At 42.3% G+C, this 24,022-nt stretch carries 22 protein-coding genes; 13 read left to right on the forward strand and 9 right to left on the reverse strand.

The annotated features are described in order from the left end of the window. Nucleotide 1 precedes the first annotated feature (1 nt). From RLN88_RS13795 to RLN88_RS13805, 3 genes are read left to right on the forward strand one after another with little or no spacing between them, the layout of a single operon-like run. A complete protein-coding gene (locus RLN88_RS13795; RefSeq protein WP_350221998.1) occupies nt 2-3,190 on the forward strand; it encodes a SusC/RagA family TonB-linked outer membrane protein in 3,189 nt (1,062 codons plus the stop codon). Nucleotides 3,191-3,201: 11 nt separating this feature from the next. Next, nucleotides 3,202-4,689 (forward strand): SusD/RagB family nutrient-binding outer membrane lipoprotein, encoded by a 1,488-nt coding sequence (locus RLN88_RS13800; protein ID WP_350221999.1) that lies wholly within the window; start codon nt 3,202-3,204, stop codon nt 4,687-4,689. Between the two features lie 11 nt (nt 4,690-4,700). Beyond that, complete coding sequence (locus RLN88_RS13805) at nt 4,701-5,345, forward strand: hypothetical protein (RefSeq protein ID WP_350222000.1); 645 nt, start codon at nt 4,701-4,703, stop codon at nt 5,343-5,345. 82 nt (nt 5,346-5,427) lie between these two features. On the opposite strand, the gene RLN88_RS13810 is transcribed toward RLN88_RS13805, so the two are convergent. Both RLN88_RS13810 and RLN88_RS13815 read right to left on the reverse strand, forming a co-directional pair. Continuing rightward, on the reverse strand, nt 5,428-6,234 hold the full coding sequence (locus RLN88_RS13810) for a helix-turn-helix domain-containing protein (RefSeq protein ID WP_350222001.1): 807 nt from the start codon (nt 6,232-6,234) through the stop codon (nt 5,428-5,430). Between the two features lie 143 nt (nt 6,235-6,377). Further along, the gene (locus tag RLN88_RS13815) at nt 6,378-6,839 is read right to left on the reverse strand and encodes a helix-turn-helix domain-containing protein (RefSeq protein WP_350222002.1); all 462 of its coding nucleotides are present in this window, start codon (nt 6,837-6,839) and stop codon (nt 6,378-6,380) included. A gap of 327 nt (nt 6,840-7,166) precedes the next feature. Here RLN88_RS13815 and RLN88_RS13820 point away from each other — a divergent pair, with 327 nt between their 5' ends. The 4 genes from RLN88_RS13820 (at nt 7,167) to RLN88_RS13835 (ending at nt 9,862) form a co-directional block, all read left to right on the forward strand. Continuing rightward, the gene (locus RLN88_RS13820) at nt 7,167-7,310 is read left to right on the forward strand and encodes a hypothetical protein (RefSeq protein WP_350222003.1); all 144 of its coding nucleotides are present in this window, start codon (nt 7,167-7,169) and stop codon (nt 7,308-7,310) included. A 107-nt stretch (nt 7,311-7,417) separates the two neighbouring features. Further along, entirely contained in the window at nt 7,418-8,020 is a 603-nt protein-coding gene (locus RLN88_RS13825; protein WP_350222004.1) for an RNA polymerase sigma factor, read from the forward strand. Next, complete coding sequence (locus RLN88_RS13830) at nt 8,001-8,705, forward strand: hypothetical protein (RefSeq protein ID WP_350222005.1); 705 nt, start codon at nt 8,001-8,003, stop codon at nt 8,703-8,705. Before RLN88_RS13825 ends, RLN88_RS13830 begins: the two co-directional genes overlap by 20 nt. Nucleotides 8,706-8,716: 11 nt before the next feature. Beyond that, nucleotides 8,717-9,862 carry a hypothetical protein gene (locus RLN88_RS13835; RefSeq protein WP_350222006.1) on the forward strand — a complete coding sequence of 382 codons (1,146 nt, stop codon included), beginning with the start codon at nt 8,717-8,719 and terminating at the stop codon, nt 9,860-9,862. 48 nt (nt 9,863-9,910) lie between these two features. On the opposite strand, the gene RLN88_RS13840 is transcribed toward RLN88_RS13835, so the two are convergent. Beyond that, the gene (locus RLN88_RS13840) at nt 9,911-10,399 is read right to left on the reverse strand and encodes a hypothetical protein (protein ID WP_350222007.1); all 489 of its coding nucleotides are present in this window, start codon (nt 10,397-10,399) and stop codon (nt 9,911-9,913) included. A gap of 95 nt (nt 10,400-10,494) precedes the next feature. Here RLN88_RS13840 and RLN88_RS13845 point away from each other — a divergent pair, with 95 nt between their 5' ends. Genes RLN88_RS13845 through RLN88_RS13860 form a run of 4 tightly spaced genes read left to right on the forward strand, consistent with a single transcriptional unit; the run spans nt 10,495 to nt 12,961 of the window. Next, nucleotides 10,495-11,424, forward strand: coding sequence for an alpha/beta hydrolase (locus tag RLN88_RS13845; RefSeq protein ID WP_350222008.1), 930 nt, complete (start codon nt 10,495-10,497; stop codon nt 11,422-11,424). An 11-nt stretch (nt 11,425-11,435) separates the two neighbouring features. Further along, nucleotides 11,436-12,293: an SPFH domain-containing protein gene (locus tag RLN88_RS13850; RefSeq protein WP_350222009.1), complete on the forward strand. Its 858-nt coding sequence runs from the start codon at nt 11,436-11,438 to the stop codon at nt 12,291-12,293. Nucleotide 12,294: 1 nt separating this feature from the next. Beyond that, nucleotides 12,295-12,801 carry a hypothetical protein gene (locus tag RLN88_RS13855; RefSeq protein ID WP_350222010.1) on the forward strand — a complete coding sequence of 169 codons (507 nt, stop codon included), beginning with the start codon at nt 12,295-12,297 and terminating at the stop codon, nt 12,799-12,801. Continuing rightward, entirely contained in the window at nt 12,794-12,961 is a 168-nt protein-coding gene (locus RLN88_RS13860; RefSeq protein WP_350222011.1) for a type II toxin-antitoxin system antitoxin, read from the forward strand. Before RLN88_RS13855 ends, RLN88_RS13860 begins: the two co-directional genes overlap by 8 nt. Before the next feature lie 57 nt (nt 12,962-13,018). Here RLN88_RS13860 and RLN88_RS13865 read toward each other — a convergent pair whose 3' ends face one another. Continuing rightward, on the reverse strand, nt 13,019-15,520 hold the full coding sequence (locus tag RLN88_RS13865; protein WP_350222012.1) for a M14 family metallopeptidase: 2,502 nt from the start codon (nt 15,518-15,520) through the stop codon (nt 13,019-13,021). Nucleotides 15,521-15,644: 124 nt separating this feature from the next. On the opposite strand from RLN88_RS13865, the gene RLN88_RS13870 reads away from it, so the two are divergent. Next, nucleotides 15,645-17,876 carry a tetratricopeptide repeat-containing sensor histidine kinase gene (locus RLN88_RS13870; RefSeq protein WP_350222013.1) on the forward strand — a complete coding sequence of 744 codons (2,232 nt, stop codon included), beginning with the start codon at nt 15,645-15,647 and terminating at the stop codon, nt 17,874-17,876. Here the strand turns inward: RLN88_RS13870 and RLN88_RS13875 are convergent. After that, the gene (locus RLN88_RS13875; protein WP_350222014.1) at nt 17,873-18,946 is read right to left on the reverse strand and encodes a 2Fe-2S iron-sulfur cluster-binding protein; all 1,074 of its coding nucleotides are present in this window, start codon (nt 18,944-18,946) and stop codon (nt 17,873-17,875) included. The genes RLN88_RS13870 and RLN88_RS13875 overlap by 4 nt on opposite strands. Before the next feature lie 207 nt (nt 18,947-19,153). Between RLN88_RS13875 and purB the strand changes: the two genes are divergently transcribed. Further along, nucleotides 19,154-20,497, forward strand: coding sequence for an adenylosuccinate lyase (gene purB, locus RLN88_RS13880; protein ID WP_350222015.1), 1,344 nt, complete (start codon nt 19,154-19,156; stop codon nt 20,495-20,497). On the opposite strand, the gene RLN88_RS13885 is transcribed toward purB, so the two are convergent. From RLN88_RS13885 to RLN88_RS13900, 4 genes are read right to left on the reverse strand one after another with little or no spacing between them, the layout of a single operon-like run. Further along, nucleotides 20,498-21,421 (reverse strand): aspartate carbamoyltransferase catalytic subunit, encoded by a 924-nt coding sequence (locus tag RLN88_RS13885; RefSeq protein ID WP_350222016.1) that lies wholly within the window; start codon nt 21,419-21,421, stop codon nt 20,498-20,500. It lies immediately after the preceding gene. Next, the gene (gene pyrR, locus RLN88_RS13890; RefSeq protein WP_350222017.1) at nt 21,418-21,960 is read right to left on the reverse strand and encodes a bifunctional pyr operon transcriptional regulator/uracil phosphoribosyltransferase PyrR; all 543 of its coding nucleotides are present in this window, start codon (nt 21,958-21,960) and stop codon (nt 21,418-21,420) included. Before pyrR ends, RLN88_RS13885 begins: the two co-directional genes overlap by 4 nt. Before the next feature lie 35 nt (nt 21,961-21,995). Further along, nucleotides 21,996-23,552: a hypothetical protein gene (locus RLN88_RS13895; RefSeq protein WP_350222018.1), complete on the reverse strand. Its 1,557-nt coding sequence runs from the start codon at nt 23,550-23,552 to the stop codon at nt 21,996-21,998. 31 nt (nt 23,553-23,583) lie between these two features. Further along, nucleotides 23,584-23,991: an EVE domain-containing protein gene (locus RLN88_RS13900; RefSeq protein WP_350222019.1), complete on the reverse strand. Its 408-nt coding sequence runs from the start codon at nt 23,989-23,991 to the stop codon at nt 23,584-23,586. Nucleotides 23,992-24,022: the final 31 nt, after the last annotated feature.

Raw genomic sequence — 24,022 nt, forward strand, 5'->3', positions numbered from 1 at the left:
TATGAAAAAGTTTTTCTTTTCATTGATTGTGTGTCTCTTGGCAGTGGCTCAGGTCCATGCCCAGAGAACGGTATCCGGAAAGATCACCGACGATGTTGGTGAGGGTCTTCCCGGAGTGAATGTGGTGATTAAAGGCACCACTACAGGAACAACAACCGATATTGACGGAAATTATCGTCTGGAAGTAGAGGATGGGGCCATACTGGTATTCTCTTTTGTTGGTTTCGAAACCCAGGAAGTAAATGTTGGCAACAGATCTGTTGTGGATATTTCCATGGGTGGAGCTACTGAACTTCAGGAGGTCATCGTGACGGCAGTCGGGATAGAGCGCGAAAAGAAAGCCCTTGGTTACGCTACGACAAATCTGTCTTCTGAAAATGTACAGCAAAAAGCTGAAGGCGATATAATCAGGAGCTTAACAGCCAAAATTCCGGGTGTTAATATCCAGGGCTCCAATGGTGCTCCGGGTGCGTCCACGAATATTACTATTAGGGGTAGTTCTTCACTTTTGGGTGATAATCAGCCGCTTTTTGTAGTTGATGGTGTACCATTTGATAACTCTAGCCCTAGAACGCAAAACACGCTCGTATCAGGTGCGCCATACTCAAGCAGAGCTCTCGATATCGATCACAATGATGTGGCATCTATATCTGTACTAAAAGGTGCAGCAGCCTCCGCATTGTATGGATCCAGAGCTGCCAATGGTGTGATACTGATAACTACCAAATCAGGAAAAGGTATAAGTAAATCTGGTCTTGAGGTTTCTTTTCAGTCATCCGTGACTCTTGAAGAAGTAGCTGGGATACCTAAGCTGCAAAACAAATTTGGTCAGGGAGGTACAACTGGTGGAGGATCTGGAGTTTACAGTAATGCATTTTTCGGGAGCTGGGGAGCAAGTCCAAACGATATCTCAAACGATCCCGCAAATGCAACTGGTACTATTTTGGATTGGCAGGGAAACGCAGAACCCTTGCAGATTTTTCCAAACAATGTGGAGGACTTCTTCGAAACAGGGATAAATATTGAAAACTCCCTTTCGCTAAGAGGAGGTGACGGAACCTCCAATTTTGCTCTTACGCTAAGTAATCTCAATACAGATGGTTTTATTCCAAACTCTGAGTTAGACAGAACAAATATAAAACTCGGCGCAAACACTAAACTGAATAACGGCCTTTATGTAGGGGGAACACTTTCATATATCTCAACAGATCAGCAGGGCCCTCCCACAGGTGGGGGCGGTGTGGTAAGTTCTGGCTTTTCTACCCAGCTATGGTTTATTCCAAGATCTTATGATCCATATGAATATCCATATATTGATGAAAATAATCAGGACAATCACTATAGAACTGGCGAAGATCATCCACTTTTTTCATCTTTTGAAAATCCATTTACCTCAAGAGTAAACAGGGTTTTTACTACTGTGAATTTAGGTTATGATATTACCGATAATATAAATGTTAGTTATCGGATGGGATTTGATTCATATACCCAGAATAACAAACAAGTATTTGCCGCCTCATCTCAGTTTGCTCCATCAGGAAACATCACTGTAGATGACATATTCTTTAAATCTATTAATACAGATTTGGTTATAACCTATTCAAAAGATCTCAACTCTGATATAAATCTCAGAGCACTGATCGGACACAACATAAATCAGAGAGAAACAGACAGACAGAGCTTTAGTGGAACAGGCATTACTGTTTTTGGAATTGATGATTTGGACAATACACAAAATGTAGTACCGAATGGTGGTACTTACTCAAAAAGGCGACTGATGGGAGTATATGCTGATATATCCCTGTCATATCGTGACTATTTGTTCCTTGGTCTTGTTGGGAGAAATGATTGGTCTTCTACTCTTCCATCTAATAACAATAGCTTTTTCTACCCTGCAGCAACGCTTGGTTTAGTATTTACAGAAGCATTGAATATGGAAAGTAATATTCTTAATTATGGTAAATTAAGATTTGCCTACGGAAAAGTTGGAAATGATGCCCCTGTGTATAGTACTCAGGAAAGGCTATATGTAAATCCAAACTACGGTACATCTTTGGGAGCACTGACTTTCCCATTTAGTGGAACACCGGGCCTCACATTATCAAATGCGCTTGGCAATACACAATTGACACCTGAATTCACTACTGAGATTGAGGTTGGTACAGAGTTGCAGTTTTTGCAAAATAGATTGGGACTCGATATTACATATTTTGACAGATCAACCACTGATCAGATTTTCTCTGTGTCGCGTGCACCTTCCTTTGGGTTTTCCTCTCAGGTGCTTAATGCGGGAGAAGTTTCCAACAAGGGACTTGAGATTGGCTTGAATGCCACTCCTGTCAAACTTTCAAATGGATTTCAATGGGATATCTACGGAACTTTTACCAAAATTAAAAATGAGGTAGTTGAACTAACTGATGGATTGACAAGGTTGGCAGTCCCTGGGCCGGGCTCTAACTTTACGACAATAGGGACATTTGCTGTACCGGGGCAACCTTATGGTGTGATCCAGGGTTCTACTGTAGCTAGAGATTCATTGGGCAATTATTTAATTAATCCCAACACTGGGTATTGGATAACGAATCCTGACAATACGACCATTATCGGCGATCCGAATCCTGACTTTATAGCTGGCCTTTCCAACACATTTAGCTTCAAAGGAATCACTCTATCGTTCTTGATAGACTGGAAACAAGGAGGAGACTTATATGCTGGAACACTGACATCAATGAGAGGGCGAGGTGTCTTGGAGGAAACCGCAGTTGGTGATGTACGCCAACAAGCTTTCCTTCTCCCGGGAGTTTATGGTAGTACTAGCAATCCTGGCACACCATTAACAGATGGAGAAGGAAACCTGATTCCTAACTCATTCCAAATTGATGCGAATGATTACTTCTGGAGAACAAGCTCCAATGCTCCGGCAGAGTTCAATGTTTATGATGCGACAGTTATTAGGTTAAGAGAGATAAGTATTAGCTACGACCTTCCCAAGTCTCTTTTGTCAAACATATTCATTGGTTCAGCTAGCATAACACTCGTAGGTAGAAACCTATGGTTCAACGCCCCCAACATGCCAGATGGTTATGATCCAGAGACAAATGGTAGAGGATCTGGAAATGGTCAGGGGATGGAGTTTGCTTACGTTCCAAATGCCAGAAGATATGGTGCTAGTTTGAAACTTACTTTTTAAATGACACTATCATGAAAACAATAAAATTCATAAAAATAAAATTAATGACAGGACTAATGTTTTTCGGCCTGCTCATTAGTTCTTGTAATGATTATTTGGATATAAACAAGGATCCAAATTTTGCATCCGCAGCATCAACGATTCAACTTCTCCCTGCTGCACAAGCCAGTTACGTACTTGCTCTATCAGATATGGTAGAGAGGGCATGTGCGACTGTAGTTCAGCACTATATAAATGGCAGGTTTGATAATTGGGGGTTTGATGGCTCTTCATATAACAACGATTGGTCGCAGCTTTATTCAGGTGCTCTGGCTGATTTTGAAGTTATAATTCAACAAGCTGAAGAAAGCGGAGACTTCCATTATAGTGGAATCGCAAAAATCCAGAAAGCTTATATATATAGTGTTCTGGTTGATTTGCATGGAGATGTCCCATTCAGTGAGGCAATTGGTTCAAACTTCAATCCAAGAGTGGATTTAGGTGAGGATATCTACCCTGAACTGATCACAATGATCGATGATGGTATAGCAGATCTTAATGAAACCTCAAATACTGCATTGGGTTCAAGTGACCTCATATATGGAGGGGATATAAATCAGTGGATCAGGATGGCTAATACATTGAAGCTTAGGCTACATAATCAGATAAGGCTGGTTAGCCCAGGAGCTTCAACTACAGCCATTACAGATTTAATAAATGAAGGAGAATTGATTGGAAGCAGTGCTGACAATTTTACTTTTCAATTTTCTACTTCCAATGCCCCCGAGGGAAGACATCCAAACTTTCAGGCAGATTGGGCCTCTGGTAGCTTGGAAAACAATCTGTCTTCCTTCTTCATATCTCGACTGAATGCGAGTAACGACCCAAGAATACCGTACTACTTCTATCGTCAGAATTCTGGCTCAGCGCTGACAGGTGTGAACGGTGGTGAAGGAAGTTCGCCTGGCGATGATAATGTAAGGGCAATACATGGAATCTATCCAGTTGGCGGAGCATATGATGATGCTAGTTTCCAGATTCACAATCAAAATCTTGGATTACAAGGTGCAGGGATTTTTCCGATGTTAACTTATACAAATAGACTGTTTATTGAGGCAGAAGCAGCACTAATGCTTGGAACGCCTGGTGATCCAAGAGATCTATTGGATCAGGCTATTAACTCCTCTATGTCTGAAGTTTCATCATTTGCCGGTATACCAATGAACGCAGGAGATGTTACAACATATGTTAGCAATGCTCTTGCTTCATATGATGCCGCAACTACTGATGAGGAAAGGTTGGCTGTCATTATGAATGAAAAGTATGTAGCAATGTTTGGAAATGGAATCGAATCATATAATGATTCTAGGAGAACTGGGTATCCCAATGGGTTTAATCTTCCCGTTGTTCAGAACGGCCCATATCCAAATATATTCCCTATTCCACCGGTAGAAGTTACTGCAAATGAGAACATTGATCCGCTTACTGATCTGACTCAAACAGTATTTTGGGACCTTTAAAATCAAATAAAATGAAAAAGATATATTTAATTCTAAGTTTAACTATCGCAAGTTTGCTACTATTCTCGTGCGATGATGAAAACCTCTTTGATACGGTAGAAGCTGATCCGCCAAGCGTAACGGCAACTGGGTGGACAGCCACTGCTATAGATGGCGGTGGAAATACGGTATACTCTACCGGTTTTGCAGACGGTGGCCGGTTATTTAGGCTGCCTGGTCCTAATGATGATTCTACAAGCACGGTATATAGAGATATAAACGTTCAGGCTTTATTTGATTCTGGTGATGAGCGAACCATTGACAGTATCACTGTCTGGATGAGTTGGATACCATCTTTTCCCTCCAATTCACCCCAAGCATGGACCGTTTATGAGGGTATTTCTATACCTCCAGTTGACCGTGCATCCAGCTATCAATTTGATTATTCATATAATCTCGATACATGGATGGATGACTATGTATGTTTCAACTTTATAACTGGAGTACCCGGAGGATGTGGGGCGGTTACATGGAGTTCTGTTGGGCCTGCGTTTGGTCTTACAATTACCCGTGAAGACAACATGATGAGAACAACATTGCATTTTAGCGATGGAACCCAGGCCACAATAGCCCAAGTTCAGTTTTCACTTCCCAGGCTCCCGAGTGGTGTTATTTAAACCCTCTTTGATTATTATTAAAAAAAGGTGCCTATGGCACCTTTTTTATTTAAACCTCATGATAAGAGGTTACAATGCAATTCTAAATAGTACTATATACTCGCTTAACGGCTCGCTTAACGGACTGATGAATAGTATTGAAAAACCTCTTCGGACTGGCATCCAGAAAGTAATTAAAATCCTTGATCAAATGGGACTGATCATAATAGCCACTCAGGTAGGTGAGCTCAGTTAGGCTCTTATCTTCTTCGTTTAGATAAGTATTAATGAAAAAATTGAGCTTCTCAATTTTGCAAAATTCCTTAGGTGTCAGCCCCAGTTCTTTATTAAAATGCTGCTCCAGCTTAGACTTACTGATGTTTAATGCGGTGTAAATATCCTTCACCGAAATAGTGCCGGAGGAATTTTTGATCATTTCAATAGAATCCAGAATAGTCGTATTGTATTCAAGAAAATCTTCATTGCAAGCCCTTTCAATTATTTCACTGGTTCCATAAATATCGCTACACCTACCTAAGCTTTTCAATTCGTGAAACGCCAGAGGCTCCAAATCGAGCCTGTACACTCCATTCGAAACTTCCCTTAGCTTTTGGGATATCCGTCTGGCGTAAAGGGGGTTTATTTTTAAAATAAGGCATTCTGAACCTTCTAGATCAATCTCTGCGCCCCTCCCTCTCGGCATTAAAAAGTATGCCTGTCCCTCACATAAATTGAGCTTTCTGAAGCTTCCAATTAACTTAAAAGATATATCCCCTGAGAGAGGTATGATTATTTCGGATTTATTGTCCGGGATAAGGGTTGACTCTCCATCTTCCATCGTTCCATCCATGAAGACGATCTGATCAACAATGGTTAGCTCCTCCTTTATTTCGATTTCTTGTGTGTACATTTTGGTGATAATTAGTTTCAACCAAAACGTATCAGAACCCACTGGTACTTACTGAAAATCAGTCACATATGTAAACAATCGCGATTCTTTATATAAAGGATCGTGCTTATTTACTAACCGCCAAAAAAATGATAGGGTATTACCTATTTGGACTGTTTTAGTGCCCGAAATTGTGTAGGGGACATTCCGGTTTCACTTTTGAAAGCATTGTAGAAAGAAACCTTGTTTGAGAAGCCACATTCCTCGGCTATTGCCTCAATTGTATAGTGGTCAAACTTCCCTCCGGTTAGAAGTTCCTTTGAATGCTCAATTCGAAAAGAGTTGATGAACTTATTGAAATTTCCGTTGCTAAACCGATTTATTGCTCTTGAGACTATGCGCTCATTATAAGTGAGCTCGTTCGCCAGGTCAGTGAGCTTTACACTCTTATTTAAATAGTACTTCTCCTTGGTAATTAGATCAATAGTCTTATTGTAAGCGTCGCGCAGCTCGGATTCATCAGCACCGCCCCTATTTTCTTTCTGATGTTTCGGACGATACTTTGCAAACCAAATAAGGGTTATCCCAATCACAGTAAGACCAAGCGCTATCATTATCCAATTCACTTCAACTATTTGATTTTAAAACAAGTGATAAAGCTAACAACCCCAATTGGCCGGAAAAATCTTCTTTTTTACAGTTTAGCTGTTTCAGCCTTTTTTACAATTCTGCAGATGACGGGAAATCTAATCTTGTAATCCTCTTCATACTTAATAGAGGGGTATCGGATTCATTTCTGACCCCTCTTTTTTTATGAATTCTTTTCATTGATTTTAGAACTATTCCAAGATTGTGATTTCACAATTCAGGGTTATTTTAAACTTAAAAACCTCAAATACTTTTTTCCCGTTAAAAAATGTACATTTGATTACCAATCAGCTAAAGTGTATATCATGGAAAAGAAGAGAGACAACTGGCTCAATTTCAAAAACATTATTCATTATGCATTTGATGACATGTGGCGAAGTATGTGGCAGTTTTTACTAAAGAGGCAGAATAGATTTCACCACCATCATGCACATCATGAAAGCGAGTAGAAACTAGCAAATAATAAAAAATCAAGAAGTCGACATTTTGTCGGCTTTTTTTGTTTTAAATAATTTCACCTTCACGCAACCATCCGCACTTATCCCGCATCTACCCCATGAAGGTCAAAACCATGCTGCGAATCAACAAGTCACTAACCGAGCAGGAACTACTGGAGGGTTGCCGTAAAGGCCGGGCTTCAGCGCAGCGAGGATTATATGATAGACTGGCTCCCAAAATGTTGGGGGTATGCCTGAGATACATCAAAGACCGTGAAGAAGCAGAGCATGTGATGATCGGGGGCATTGTAAAAGTTTTTGAAAAATTGGATCAATTTAAAAGCGAAGGAAGCTTTGAAGGCTGGGTGCGCAGGATCATTGTAAATGATTGCCTGATGTACATCAGAAAGAATAAAAACATGTCTCTGGAAATGGACATAGATACAGCTTCTGACAGCCCCAACCTGAGTGTGATGGAAGATGCACTGGATCAGGCGGATCTTTTGAAGATGATCGAAGAACTACCTGTCGGGTACAGGACCGTTTTTAACCTCTACGCAATAGAGGGATATAGTCATGCAGAGATTGCGAAGCAGCTGGACATCAGCGAAAACACTTCTAAATCTCAGCTGAGCAGAGCCAGAAAATGGTTGCAGACCAGACTGGTAGAGATAGAAAAAGAACTAGAAAATAAGATTACAAATGGATCGACAAAACATTGATCGGCTATTTAGAGAGAAACTTGACCACCTGGAGGTGACACCATCGGCCAGCTCCTGGTCAAAAGTGGAAAAGCAGATACGTCCGCAGAAAACACCGGTGATCTACTGGGTAGCTGCTTCGGTTTCCATTATCCTCCTGTCATGGACGGTATGGCCCAAAGAGGATGTTAGCGAAAGCTTCAAACCTATAGCTTCGGAGGTGAGCTATCCGTCTCCAGAGCAAACTCCGGAGTTTGTTTTACCTGAAATTGAGAAAGAGAAAATTAAGGAAGGAATAGCACCAAAATCTATTAAAACTCCACGCAAAACCACCCCTCAGGCACAGTTTGCTTCAACCAATTTGGAGGAAGGGAAAGGGAAAATGGAGGAACACCCAGTGATGGAGGATTTGCAAGAGAAAACGATGGTGGCTGAAGTAGATATGGAATCTCCTGAGATACCGAAAGAAGTCATCGAGGAAGTAAAAAAACCTGAATTCAGAACAGTGAAGATTACATACATAGCCTCATCAGACGATAATAAGCCTGAAGAAGCACAAAAAGCTGACTCTACAGGAGTGCTCAAGAAATTCATCGCTTTTGCGGAAAAGATAGACCCAGGAGATATGTTGGCTGACATCAAAACAGCAAAAGACAATTTTATAAATAGTGGATTTAAAAGCAAAAAGGACAGAAACTCATTATAAACACAAGACACATGAAAAATCAACTGAAAATATACAGCGACATGAAATCATTAGTGACCATGGCATTGCTGGCGTGCATGCTTCCAGTGGCATCTTTTGCCAACAATGACCCAAAGTTGGATCAGGATACTGTAATCATTGAATTGAACAATAACAGCAAAATCGTCATAGTGACAAAAAGCAAAGAAGATCTGGCCACTTTGGAAAACTATGATATCAATCAAATGATCCGCGACCTCAACGCACAGCTGACTGACAGTGTAGAGTACATGGAAATAAAAGATGGAAAAGCCTATGTCAATGAAGACGATGAGGTGGAATTGAAAGACTGGAAAATCAACGATGATGAAATCAGGATAAAACTAGGTGGTGTGGAAGTAGACGTGGATCCTGACAAGGTAGACGACTGGGATGAAGACGACTGGAGCGAGCGAAAAAAGGTGACTTATGAAGCCGAGCGGGTTGATCGCACCACCCATCATTTCAATATAGACATAGGCTTGAATAACTGGCTGGAAGATGGTGAATTTCCTGATGCTAATAATGCCCCTTACTCAGTAAAACCGTTTGGCTCGTGGTATGTGGGGTTGAACAGCACAAACAGGACCTGGGTTGGTGGGCCGCTATTTTTGGAATGGGGCATGGGAATCAGCTGGTACAACTGGAAATTGGAAGATGCTGATTATGTGATCCAGGAAGGCTCTGAAAGAATAGAATTCAACGCATTGCCCGCCAACATAAGCGGACAAAAAAGCAAACTAACTGCCTCATACATTAATGCTACGGTGGTACCTATGTTTGATTTTTCCAGAGGCAGAAGAAAAATCACCAGCATAGAGTCAGGGGGTTTCCGAATTAAAAAGTACTCAAGAAAAGGCTTCAGATTTGGAGTGGGAGGATATGCAGGATACAGAATTGGCAGCCACACCAAGCTGGTGTTTAAAGAGAATGGCGGAAAAAGGGATAAGGATAAAGAAAAGGACAATTTCTTCCTCGAAAACTTCCGCTACGGACTAAGAGCGCAAGTAGGTTGGAAAGGTGTAGAGCTTTTCGCGACATATGACCTGAACGAGGTGTTCTCTCCAAACAGGGGCCCGCTCAATGCCGATGGTCAAAACGCAGGCTTAAATGCGATCACGTTCGGAATCACACTTTAATTGCATTAAGAATCAATAAATCTCAGCACCGCCTTGGCGGTGCTTTTATTATGTCATCTCGTGAAGCTTTTTCCGATCAGCTTTAGTCAACCGCATATCCCGAACAATCTTGTCCTCAGAAGGACGCAAAAATGAATATTGAATTAGCACAGCAAAATAGGCAATCACAAAAATGAAAGAAGGCTGCAACCACATAGCCAACGCAGAAGTAAATCCCGCCAGCGCCAAAATGAGATACTTGTAAATGTTCTTTTGCTTAAACTCCTTCAGCTTTTGCAGCAAGGTCATTTCCTCGTCCAAAATGTACCGCACTTTCTCTCCTCTCCAAACATACCAACACCCAAATCCAACGACCCAAATGAGCTGCGCAATTAGGATAAAATGTGGGCTCGAATAAGATACCTCCACTCTTTCAACGCTCGAATCCCACTCCAAAAAAAGTAAGGCAAAAGGCACCAGCGTCAGCGCAATCATTCCATGATATATCTGATAAATCTGGTGATGATAGTCTTTCCAGTTGAAGTCTGATTGCGCCATCTAACAAAAGAAGACAATAAATGAATGATAACCATTTCTAAAATATTGTCGTATATTACAATGATATCATTTTAATATCATAAAATTTCCTCACAATGAAACATACACTATTCATTATCTGCCTGATGCTTTTTTCATGCGCTCTCAGCCAGGAATTTTCTGAACGAGAAGTAGAAATCGGTGAAATAAAAGGGACACTCTCAGAACCAGATAAAAAGGCAAAAGTTGCCATTCTGATGATCTCTGGTTCCGGCCCCACGGATAGAGATGGCAATAGTACGTTAGGCTTTACCAATAACTCCCTAAAAATGGTCGCTGAACAGCTGGCCTCCGCCGGATTTGCTGTACTTAGATATGATAAACGAGGCATTGCCGCCAGCAAAGAAGCAGTGGAAAATCCGTCAGATCATCGCTTTGAACATCTGGTAGAGGATGCAAGAAACTGGCTCTACTTCCTTAATGAAGCCGGGTACAAAAGGCTGATTGTTGTGGGGCATAGCCAGGGATCACTGGTAGGGATGATGGCTGCTCAAGGAAATCCCAATGTCAAAGGCTTTGTCTCATTGGCCGGACTGGCTGATGATGCGGGTGAAACAATTGTGCGACAAATGAAAGCTCAATCCCCTGCGCTAGCCGAGGATGCCAAAGTGAATATTGATTCCATCAAAGCCGGATTTGAGGTCAAAAAGTTTAATCTCCTGTTGGTCTCATTATTCGGGCCAAATACTCAGCCCTTTTTAAAGTCATACATTGCTTACTCACCTATAGAGCAAATAAAAAAACTCGATATCCCTGTCCTGATTATCAATGGCACTACCGACCTTCAGGTAGATGTAGATCAGGCACAAAGCCTCCATGAGGCCAGTCGCCAATCGGAGTTGTTTATTATTGAAGGCATGAACCATGTCTTAAAAGACAGTCCAATAGAGGATACTGCGGCAAACCTTGCTACTTACAATAATCCCGATCTTCCTTTGAGCCAAGGCTTAATGGATTCGGTAATCAAATTCATTAAAAAACGCTAAATCATACGACTATGCAAACACATGAAAAAACCCATACACCACTATCCGGATATGTTGGATTGTTGATCAATGTGGCCTTACTGGTCACATTCATCGCCATGATTGCCGTAACAAAACATCCCATTTGGTCTGGCCTAATCCTGGCCTGGGCTTTGATGATACCCGGTTTTTTCTATGTCAATCCCAATGGCTCAAGGGTTCTTGTGCTTTTTGGCAAATACATAGGTACCGTGCGCAAGAATGGGTTCTTTTGGGTCAATCCTTTTTATACCAAAAAGAAAATAAGTCTCAGAGCCAGAAACTTCGACAGTGAGAGAATCAAAGTGAACGATAGCATTGGCAACCCGATCATGATCTCGGTGATATTGGTCTGGAGGGTGAAAGACACATTTGCTGCGGCTTTTGAAGTGGATGATTATGAAAATTTTGTGCGGGTGCAGACCGATGCTGCCGTACGCAAGCTCGCAGGCACTTATCCGTATGATAATTTTGATGATGAGCAAGCTGAGGTAACACTTAGATCGGGCATCAAAGAAGTGAATGAAAACCTGGAGAAAGAACTGGATGAACGACTCGCAATTGCAGGAATAGAGATTCTGGAGGCCAGAATTGGATACCTGGCCTATGCTCAGGAAATTGCCAGCGCCATGCTTAGAAGGCAGCAGGCTACTGCCATCGTTGCGGCCAGGCACAAAATTGTAGAGGGTGCCGTGAGCATGGTAGAAATGGCTTTGGACCAGCTCAAAGAGAAAGAGGTAATTGATCTGGATGAAGACAAGCGAGCGGCGATGGTGAGCAACCTGATGGTGGTACTTTGCGCGGACAAGGACGTATCACCTGTGGTAAATTCGGGAACATTAAATCACTAGTATGAAAGGTAAAATCCTGTTCAAAGAAGAGCAAAGCTTTGTCAATACCTGGATGTGGTATTTGGTGCTGAGCATCATGGCGCTCTCTCTAGGTGGTGTGATACTTGGATACATCCGCAATCCAAATAGTGAAGGGGTAGTTGCCTTGATAATTACCATTGTGGTAGCGGGTGGAGTAGTGCTTCTTCTGTTTTCTTCCAGGCTACATACTTCCATCGACCAGGATCGTATTTATTACCGGTTTCCACCGTTCGTGCGTAGCGAAAGATCGATTTCGAAGGAAGATGTAAAGGAGATATATGTAAGAAAATACCAGCCCATTTGGGAATATGGCGGATGGGGCTACCGAATTCGACTGGGCAAGGGAAAGGCATTGAATGTAGCTGGTGACTATGGCTTGCAACTTGTCCTATCTGATGGCAAGAAATTGCTGATTGGGACACAAAAACCCGAAGCTATGGAGCACGCCCTGCGGAGATTGAAGGAAAATTGGGGAATAGATGGCTAAGAAAAAACCCTTTGCGCTTAGACTAAATGAAGACACCATGAAGGCCCTGGAAAAATGGGCAGCAGACGAATTTCGCTCCACCAACGGCCAGATCGAATGGATCATTCATAAAGCACTAAAGGAGGACGGTAGGTTGAAAAAAGGGGAAAGTGAAAAGTAGAAAGTGCTAAGTCAAAAGCTATCAACTTTCTACTTTTCACTTTCTACTATCTATAATCTACTGCCCCACAAAAAACATCGCATTTACCATCAGCAGTTTTCCATTTTGCCAAAATGAGCGAAACAGCGGGTCATCCACAATGTGTACAATATGTCCTCTCCCCTTGCTTTCTACACCCAGCACTAGCGTCTCTGCCATGTCCTCTTTGGCATACTGCCCGGCAAATCCGCTTAGGATATCCTCTTTGCTCACTACTATTCCCACATTATTCCCATTCAGATAAGCCACTTTATCTGAGCTTGTCTTAAGCGTGTAATAGGTATCGCCATAGCCAAAAGCCAATGGGTGCGTTTTATCCATTTTCACCTTATAGATCGCTCCCGGCGCATACCCCTTGATGAACTCACGCTCCTGATCCTCAAACGCAACAAGTCTAGCTGCCTCTTTGCGTTCTTTATTGCTATCCTCGGCGATCTTCTTGGCCTCCTCATCTACAAATTCGGAGAGTGAGGAGTAATCGCTATCCTTAAGCTTGTTCAGCGCACCCTCCACGGCGATCAGCCTACCACCAGCAGATACCCACTCCATGATCTTCTTCATTTCACCCTCACCAAAATTTCCATACCATCCACTTGGCATAATCAGGACATCATACTCCGCGAGATCAACACGTGAGAAATAATCGGTGCTCAATACGTTCACCGGATATTCAAGTTCCTGCTCCATAAAGTGCCAGGTAGCACCAAATGCTAGAGAAGATGTGCCCTCATGTCCCAAAAGGGCAATTTTTGGCTTCTTGAGATACCGCACATCAGAAGATCCAATATCCGGACCAGCATCCATAAAGCCCGTCTGCACTACACTAAGGTTCCTACTATACTTGTTTGCCAGGTTGGTGATGGTAGCTTCAAAATCACTTACTGATTTGTTGTCCCTCTTAGAGATGATAATGCTCCCCCGATCAAAGGTCTCGCCCTTGTGGGTCATCGGCTTTTGGGTAAAACGAACCTTTACATCCTCCCTCAAAAGGGCCGCCAGGAAGCGTGCATCGTCCATGCTATTCCACTTGCTGATAAAGGCATAAGCTTTTTCAGGTGGTGTCATGTCCTTCGGTGCTACTTTCTGCTGATTACTCACCGCCAAGGTTTGCTCCATGGCATAGGCCTGAATCCCATAGGCATAGGGTACTCCCCAGGCAGTAATATCATAAGTAACAGAATCCACCAGCTTGGTTTTTGGCTCAAAAAGGATATGAGCCAATGTGGCTTTTGGCTGGCTGGTGCTTATTACCAGATCACTTGTGCTTATTGAAAACGTAGCAGAGCTGCCTGACTTATAATCATAGCCCTTTAGGCCTCTTCCACTAGCTTGCCCGTACTCAATCCCCTGAACATCCAGCCAGGATTTCAATGCATTGAACTTATCATCATTCCCATCATACTTCAATACAAATGTTTTGTATTTCAAACTGGCATTGTCTCCGAAAAACTTCTCAAAGTTCTCCAGCAATCGACTGGAGTTTTTAGAAGCAATCTCGATCGTTGATAATCCGGTAGTGTAGTGATGCGCAATTCGATCTTTCAATGTCAACGTATCACCTTCCTGCTTAATGATCCCAAGTCCTGCCCTACCATGGCCTGCCTGCTCGTAAGTCATGCCAATTGCTCCATTATAAGTTGGGTAGGTATCACCATAGCTCGGATATAGAAGGTCAAAGAATTGTTTAGTAAAATAAAACCAGTTGTTCTCATCAAAATACTTTGCGTGGTTCTTACCGATCTCTGTCTGAAAATCCCTTTGAAACTGGGTGATCAGTTCGTGGAATGGCTGTGCTGCCGGGGCGAAATAGTAGGGATCATTGATAAACTGTTCATGAAAATCAACATGTACCTGAGGTAGCCATTGATTATATACTTTGATCCGGCTTTTTGATTCGATCTGAGTCTGCCATGCCCAATCCCTGTTGAGGTCAAACAAATAGTGATTAGCTCGCCCTCCCGGCCATGGTTCGTTGTGCTCCAGGGCATTCGGATCAGGATTATAGGGCTGGCTACCATACTGCCAGAAAAAATTCACATATCGATCCCTTCCATCAGGATTAATACATGGATCGATTACAACGATCGTATTTTCCAGCCATGAAGCCTTATCAGAACCTTCCCTAACCAGCTCATAAATGGTAGCCATAGCTGCTTCTGTGGAGGAAGACTCATTTCCGTGAACATTATAGCTGAGCCACACGATTGGAACGTTTGTGGTAGGGTTCCCTTCTTCTACCCCTGCCCTTCTCAAATTGTCCATTCTGATGGTTTCAAGTTTTGCCAGATTTTGCTCCGACGAAACAAAAGCCAACATGAGCGGGCGGTTTTCATAAGTTTTTCCATAGCCCTGAAGGGTTACTTTTTCCGATTTCCCGGATAAATAGGTGAAATAATCAACGACCTGATGATGTCGGGTAAACTTTTCGCCTAATTCATAACCTAAATATTCGCCAGGACTTTGAATTTGTGCCAAGAGGAAAAACGGCATCAGGGATATGATGCTGGATAGTATCTTCATAGTATTTCATTTAATGTCACCAAAGTAAATCCATATTTCACACCATCAAACCAAAAAGTGCTGGGCGGTTCATTTCATTCCAGATTGTCAAAAGATTATATTTGAAATGCCGGCTTTTACATATATGAAGAGTTTCAATCACCTACTCACTTTCATTGCGCTTCTATCAGGCCTTGGCACGTTTGCTCAGAATTCAAAGCTCGATAGTTTGAAAATTGAGCTAGAACAAGCCGAATCCGATACAGCCAAAATATCCATATTGATAGATATGGCCTATGAAGCTCATACCCAAAAATCAGAGCGTATTGGCTATGCTGCGCAGGCCTATGAGCTTGGCAGAAACGTAGAATCGGTAAAGCATAAGAGTCGGTCAGAGCTTATTCTAGGGATTTTCTACGCCTCTACCGATCTTGATTCCGCAGCTGACCTGATGAAAAAAGGAACTAAAAGATACCTTGAAAATGAGCTATACAAGCATGCTGTAAATGCCTACTACATTGTCGGGGTAACTTATGAGATTGAGAAGTTGCTCGATACGGCCATTCAGCATTACATCCAGGCATATGAATTAGGGAAGGAACATGAGGTACTCCCCGAATATGGAAATGCGGCCTATGCCCTGGCTAATATCCATAACATTCGTGGCAGGAATGTGGAAGCACTCAAGTGGGCTATCAGTGCGAAGGAGGCCTACGAAAAGGGCGGACTGACTAAACAGGTAAGTCAGGCTCACAATCAGATTGGGATAATTTATGACCAAAAGGGATTGTTTTCTGAAGCCCTGGACAACTACCTAAAAGCACGGGACCTTGCTATTCAGGCTGAGGACATTGAGGGGGAAATTCTGATCAATAATAATATCGGGGTGATCTACGACAATATGAATAACCCCAAACAAGCGATGGAGTACTATAGCAATGCGCTAGAGAAGTCACGAATACACAACATGGAAGCCAATGAGGCGACCCTGCTCAATAATTTATCCTATATCCATCTAAAAAATGGTGATACTACGAAATCAATCAGTCTTCTGAAAAGTGCCCTGGCGATTGACTTATCTGATTCTTATCCATGCTTCGAAAGCTATCCACTGGAGGGTATGGGTTCAATTTTATTGGCTCAAAAGAAACTTGATTCTGCAGAATATTTTCTGGATCAAGCCCTTGCTACATCCATAAAATGTGAAGAAGCAGTTGTAATCTCTACGGTTTATAAAGATTTGGGGCAGCTATACGGCAAACAGAAAAAACCGAAACAGGCTGAAGAAGCTTTGATGAAAGCCTTGAAAATTGGCGTGGATTCCAAGCTTCAATTGGAAACCAAGGAGGCACTTCAGGCGCTATATGAGCTGCATAAGAAATATCGCAACGATGCGATGGCCATGCACTATTTGGAAAAATACCAATCGCTGACCGATTCCATCAATAATCAAAACAACATCGAAAAAGCTACCCAGCTGGCAGCTGAGTATGAGTTTAGAAAACAGGTAGCAAAAATGGAGCAAGAGCGACTTGAATCCGAGCAGAAGTTTGCAGACGAGATACAGGCACAGACCAACCAAAACAGGCTGATACTCTTAGCGCTGGTGTTGTTCATTCTGCTTGCGGGCACTATGGCACGCTTCTATTACGTGCTGAAAGGTAGAAATAGAAAACTGAGATGGCTCAATGATGAGAAGAACAAACTCATGGGTATCGTGGCGCATGACCTTCGAAATCCTCTGAACATGATCATTGGACTGATGCCACTTTTTCAGGATGTGACGAAAAAAAGTAAGGATGAAAACCTGAAAAAATATGTAGAGCTTTTGGAAATCTCCTCTGAGCGAATGCGGAACATGATTGACCGTGTGCTGGATATCAGTGCCATTGAGAACATGAAGGTGAATCTGAAACTTGAAAAAACCAACCTCTCAGCGCTTACCTATGAGTCCATTCACAATTTTGATATCATCGCCTCTCAGAAAGAAATTGAAATTATCGATAACATAGATAAGTCCCAGGAACTCTTCTCGAATGTGGATCCAAACTATCTGGTGCAGGTGATCGACAACCTCCTTTCCAACGCCATCAAATTTTCAGATCGGGGTAAAAAGATTGAGGTGTCACTGGTTTCCGAAAACAGTCACCATGAAATCAAAGTGAAAGACCAAGGTCCGGGAATAAGTGACGAAGAGCAAAAAAGCCTGTTTAAAGCATTTACCACACTTAGTTCAAAACCAACAGAACAAGAGCGGTCTACAGGTCTGGGATTGTCCATCGCCTATAAATTTATCAATGCAATGGGTGGGGAAATCGAATGCCACAGCAAGCCGGGCGAAGGCACTACATTCAGCCTGATTTTCCAAAAGGCCTAGCCAATCTCTACCCGTATACGATCAGATAACGGCTTGCCAACACAGGTAAGTACGTATCCTTCGTCCAGCTCGTCCTGCGAAAGTCCCTCAGCTTCATCTATGCTTATTTGACCCTCCACGCACTTTCCACGGCACGCTGTGCAAAGTCCACTTTGGCACGAATAAGGCATATCAAGATCGTTGTTCAGCGCCGTATCAAGGATGGATGCATTTTTCTTTACAGTGATGGAATACTCTTCACCATCCAACAGGATAGTCACTTCACTTTCAGAATCAGCATCGGCCCCAATGATGTCTTTAGGAGATGTTTTCCCTGCTTCAAAGCTCTCCATACGGATATTGGTCTGATCAACTCCTTTTTTCGTGAGGCCATCAGCAACCACATCCATCATAGGCTGTGGGCCGCAAATGTAAAATTCAGTCTCCCCATCTACCGACACAGCATCGCATATGTTGCCAATCATTTCTGCCGTAGGTCGGCCAGTATAGTCAGCTACTCCATTTTCTAATATTTGAATCACCTTAAAACGATCCATATATTTCTCCTCAAGATCAGCGATCAATTCCTTGAATATGACATACTCTTCGCTCCTGTTTCCATAAACAAGAGTGGCTTTGCTATTTGGCTCCTTCAGTAAGATCGACCTGATAATGGACATCAGTGGCGTAATCCCACTACCTCCTCCAAAGAAGACTGCATGGCGCTGATTTGAAGAATCGTATTGAGTGGTAAACATGCCCATTGGCTCCATGATCTGTATCTGATCACCCGCTTTAGCATTGTCATTGAGATCGTTAGACATTGCTCCTCCTTCCACACGCTTCACCGTAACTGCCGGATGCTCATCCTCGAAAGGTGTGGTGCACAATGAGTAGGCCCTTCGGATCTTTTTTCCTTCTACCTTCTTGATCAAGGTGATAAACTGACCGGGCTCATAGCTGAAAGACTCTGGCTTTTCAAAAACGAGATTAACGGCATCTTTTGCCACTTTTACCACCTCCTTGATGGTGAGGGTTTGATACCTGTCATCCTTCTTGTTTTTCTTCTTTTTGAATAGTGAAAATGCCATGTTGTCAATTTTAAGGGCGCAAAGATAATTCCCCAGATGAGGTCAAGCAAGTAAACACAGTCTGCAGGTGAACTTACCTTGCGCTTTAGCTTCGGCAAGTAAACACGATGCGGTACTTTTGTGTTCGGTTTTATCTGTCACAGATTCATGAAATCGGCTCTGAAAATCAGGGTCAGCAGGCGTGACTTGAGAAATAAATCTATTCGCATGAATTTTAATCCTTTAGAAGGCATCTCGCCGATCGACGGTAGATATAGAAGTAAAGTCACCAAACTCGCTGACTATTTTTCTGAGAAGGCGCTTATTCAATACCGGGTAAAAGTAGAGGTGCTCTATTTCATCTCGTTGTATGAAAGTGAAATTCCTCAACTTAAAAATTATGACCCAAAGAAAAATGACGCTCTGAAAAAAATCTATCAGGATTTTTCACTGGCAGATGCCGAGGCAATAAAGGAGATTGAGAAGACTACAAACCATGATGTAAAAGCGGTTGAGTATTTCCTCAAAGAAAAATTTGATACCCTTGGGCTTTCGGAGTTTAAGGAATTTATTCATTTCGGACTCACCTCTCAGGATATCAACAACACATCCATCCCGCTCTCGCTTAAGGATGCGCTGACAGAATCCGTGCTCCCAAAAATTGAGGAATTGATTTTAGAATTGAAATCAAAAGCTGAACGGTGGGTCGATATTCCGATGCTTGCAAAAACTCATGGTCAGCCAGCATCGCCTACAAGACTTGGCAAAGAAATAAATGTCTTTGTGGTTCGCTTGAGAGAGCAGTTGGATCTCTTGAAACAAGTCCCATTTGCAGCCAAATTTGGTGGGGCTACTGGAAATTTCAATGCGCACACTGTGGCATATCCTGATAAGGATTGGCATTCATTCGGGGATAAATTTGTGTCTGAAAAATTGGGATTGAAAAGAAGCCATCCCACCACTCAGATTGAACACTATGATCACCTGGCTGCCCTTTTTGATGGATTGAAAAGGATCAATACCATCCTGACAGACTTTAGCAGAGATGTGTGGCAATATATCTCCATGGGCTATTTTACTCAAACAATCTCCAAAAATGAGGTAGGCTCATCAGCCATGCCACATAAGGTAAATCCGATTGATTTTGAAAATGCGGAAGGAAATCTGGGGATTGCAAATGCTTTGTTTGAGCACCTGAGTGCCAAGCTTCCTATTTCCAGATTGCAGCGCGATCTGACTGACTCTACGGTGCTGAGAAACATCGGAGTACCCATCGCTCACTCATATATTGCGCTCCTTTCACTTGAAAAGGGATTGTCAAAAATCAATGCGAACGAAAATGCGATCAAGAAAGATTTGGAGGAAAACTGGGCAGTAGTAGCCGAGGCTATCCAAACCATTTTGCGAAGGGAGGGCTATCCAAAACCCTATGAAGCACTGAAGACACTTACCCGAACGAATGAAGCAATTACTGAGAAGTCTATTCAATCCTTCATCGATGGATTAAATGTAACCGAAGCAATAAAAAAGGAGTTAAGGGTGATTACGCCGTACAATTACACCGGAAGGTAACTAAGCTACACCAGCTAAGAGATAAAGCACTGCCATTCGCACGGCCACTCCATTTTCCACCTGTTGAAGGATGATGGAGTGATCCGAATCTGCGACATCACTGGTGATCTCGACTCCCCGGTTGATTGGGCCCGGGTGCATAATAGTGATTTCTTTATTGAGCGAATCAAGGAGTTGCTTATTTACTCCAAAGTACTGTGCATATTCCCTTAGTGAAGGAAAGTATTTCATTTGCTGGCGTTCGAGCTGAATTCGAAGAATGTTGGCTATATCGCACCATTCCAGTGCTTTTCTCACATTGGTTTCTACCTTCACCCCCAGCTCTGCTACATGCTTAGGAAGCAATGTGGCTGGCCCGCACACCATTACCTCAGCACCCAATGTTTGTAGTGCAAAAATATTGGATAGGGCCACTCTGGAGTGCAGTATGTCTCCTATTATCACCACCTTTTTTCCTTCTACTCCACCACATCTTTCTTGGATTGAAAATGCATCCAGCAATGCCTGAGTCGGGTGCTCGTGGGTGCCATCCCCTGCATTTATGATATTGGCATTAATATGCCTGGCCAGAAAATGCGGTGCACCAGGACTTGAATGTCTCATCACCACCATATCCACCTTCATGGCGAGGATGTTATTGACCGTATCAAGCAATGTTTCGCCTTTCTTGACTGAACTGCCAGAAGCAGAGAAATTGATCACATCGGCAGACAATCTCTTTTCGGCCAGCTCAAAGGACAGTTTTGTTCGAGTGGAGTTTTCGAAAAACACATTTGCAACCGTGACATCCCGCAGGGATGGCACCTTTTTGATCGGGCGGTTGATGACTTCTTTGAAATTGGCGGCAGTTTGAAAAATGAGTTCTATATCCTCTCTGTCGAGGTTTTTGATACCTAAGAGATGTTTGGTTTTCAGTTGACTCATTCTTCTTTAGTGATTAACCAAATATGATCTTCCTTTTGCTTCTCATCCAATTCCACCAATACTTTTTGCGATTGGATCGTGTTTACTTTTCTGCCCACATAATTTGCCTCCACAGGAATGTGACGACTGTAAAGACGATCTATCAAAACCAGTAGTTCCACCTTTGCCGGCCTGCCAAATGTGTTCATTGCGTCAAGCGCGGCACGAACAGTTCTTCCTGTAAAAAGGACATCATCCACTAGGATAACATTTTTATTTTCGATCAGGAAAGGGATTTTTGTTTGACTTGGTGTGATTGGTTCATCACGCCTCCTGAAGTCATCCCTATGAAATGTGGTATCTAGATAACCCAGATGTATGTCCTTTTTTATTAGCTTCTCCAGCTCATCCTTTATCCGTTCTGCCACGAATATTCCACGTGGCTGCATCCCCACAATTACTGTTTGAGAAAAATCTTCGTGAACTTCAATGAGTTGCTGACACAACCGACTGATCGTGACTTTGAGTAGAGGGCTATCGAAAAGCAGGCGCTTTTGCATGAGTATCAGTTCCTGCAAAAGTAATGAGATAGAAGTTAATTTGGCTGCCTATCCAGATTGTATTGAATTTTATTGATGTAGAAAACCTTACGGGTTGTCTTCCCTGCCACACCATTTTCGTTTTTAATGGATTGCTCTCCATAGGCAAATAATGTATCATCGTACCATCTCTTTAGCCCCTCAATTTCGGGATCTTTTGATTTTACTTCATCTGCTTCAAATGAAAGCTTTATAGGATTAAAAGTTTTGCCTTCAATTATCTCATTGCCTTCAACCACTTTCGATCTTATTTCATTTTCTTTCAAATACATTAATACCACTTTATCACCGGAAGCACTCACAACTACGTTCTTTTCCAAAGAGTAGCTTTGAATGTCTTCAATCTTGAAAGTCTGATCCCAAAGGATATTACAGTTGGGATCAAAAGCTAACACCACCGCATGGGTGTATTTGTATCCAAGGAAAAAAGGATTACTTCTACCGAATCCTGTATTTGTCCCAAACCCACCGTATCCAGAATTGTTTGAGTGATTGTATCGGGGGTAATATGCCTCAGCAATCATTATGTATTCCCCATCCCGCTCTAAAATCTCATGCACCAACAATCTATAGCTAAATTTCTTGGTCTTCCCTTTTTCTCTCTTTCTTTCGATCCTGCTCATGATTCTTTCCTCTCTTTTCGGCTTTAGGTGACCAAAAAAATTATTCAAATCTGCAAATGGGTAATACTTATTGAACTGCTGCTGACCATTTATGAATTTACTTAAATAAAATCCCTGGCTGTACTGAAGGGATTTTTTTGAATGGGTGCCCGCTAAGTATTGAAGACCACCTGCGAAAGTGGTGCTGGCAGCATCTAAAATACTCCTTCGCTCACCAGGGTTGATTAGGTTATCCTGAATGATATCCCCATTATCACTAAATGTTTTTACCCTCACAGTAAATTTCTTATTTCGCATTCGCTCCGAGAGGATCACTGTGAAAAATTTGGACTCATCGTCAACTACTAAATCCAGTATGTCATTTTTATTGTCATAGAAGCCGGGAACCACTCGTGGCTTCCGCTCATTGATATTAAATGTAATGAGTACAGGCCTGAAATTGGCGTATCCGGCGATCAGTAAGGTCTCCCCAACAGATTCAAAATGGGTGATTTCAATCGGAAAAACGGTAGTGATTTCATACTTTATATAATCTGTATTTGATGAATTCAGTTGATAAACAATTAAATCTTCAATCCTATATCTGCTTTTGCTAAAGAGCAGATAAAATTTTCCCTCAAAGTACTCATAGCCTAGAAGAGAACCATCTACCGGAACGACCACATTCTGAGACCAAACTACCTGAAGAGAAGTATCAACCATTTGAAGTTTCCAATGATAACCTCCTCCTTTTACTGATTCCTCCGTGTCCTCCACTACCAAAATTCCATCTTCACCCCCTGGCACCACATAAAAATCCGAGGCTTCCCGATACTTCTCAAACTCAATTCTATTTGGCTGAATTATGACTGCACTCGTGTCCCTATCTTTCTTTTTCTGAGAAAAAACCACAAGTGGCATGAACAACAATATGATTAGGATTTTTTTCATCTCATTATAAACAACTACGGCATTCAACTCCCTATCGTTCACTCATTTCCAAAATGATGTCAAATTCCTCCTTTTGCACAGATTGAACAGACAGCCTGGAATACCGCACCAGCTGCATATCACTCAACCGCTCGTCTTCTTTTACTTCTGCAAGGGTCACGGGTTTTTTCAGTTTTCTCACAGGCACCACATCCATTACGTACCACCGGTGATCCTCCGTGGTGGGATCCCTGTAGTATTCTTTTACGACCTCAGCTATCCCTACAACGGCCTTCTCATTCACACTGTGGTAAAACAGGCACAAATCCCCGACCTTCATTTGTTTGATGTTATTCCTTGCTTTGAAATTTCTCACCCCATCCCAATGGTCACGTTCTTTCATTACCAAATCATCCCATGAATAGGTGTTTGGTTCACTTTTTATTAGCCAATAGTTCATTTTCCTTTTTTATTAAAAGTAATAAACAATC

The sequence above is a fragment of the Ekhidna sp. genome, from assembly GCF_040223195.1.
Classification (GTDB): Bacteria; Bacteroidota; Bacteroidia; order Cytophagales; family Cyclobacteriaceae; genus Ekhidna.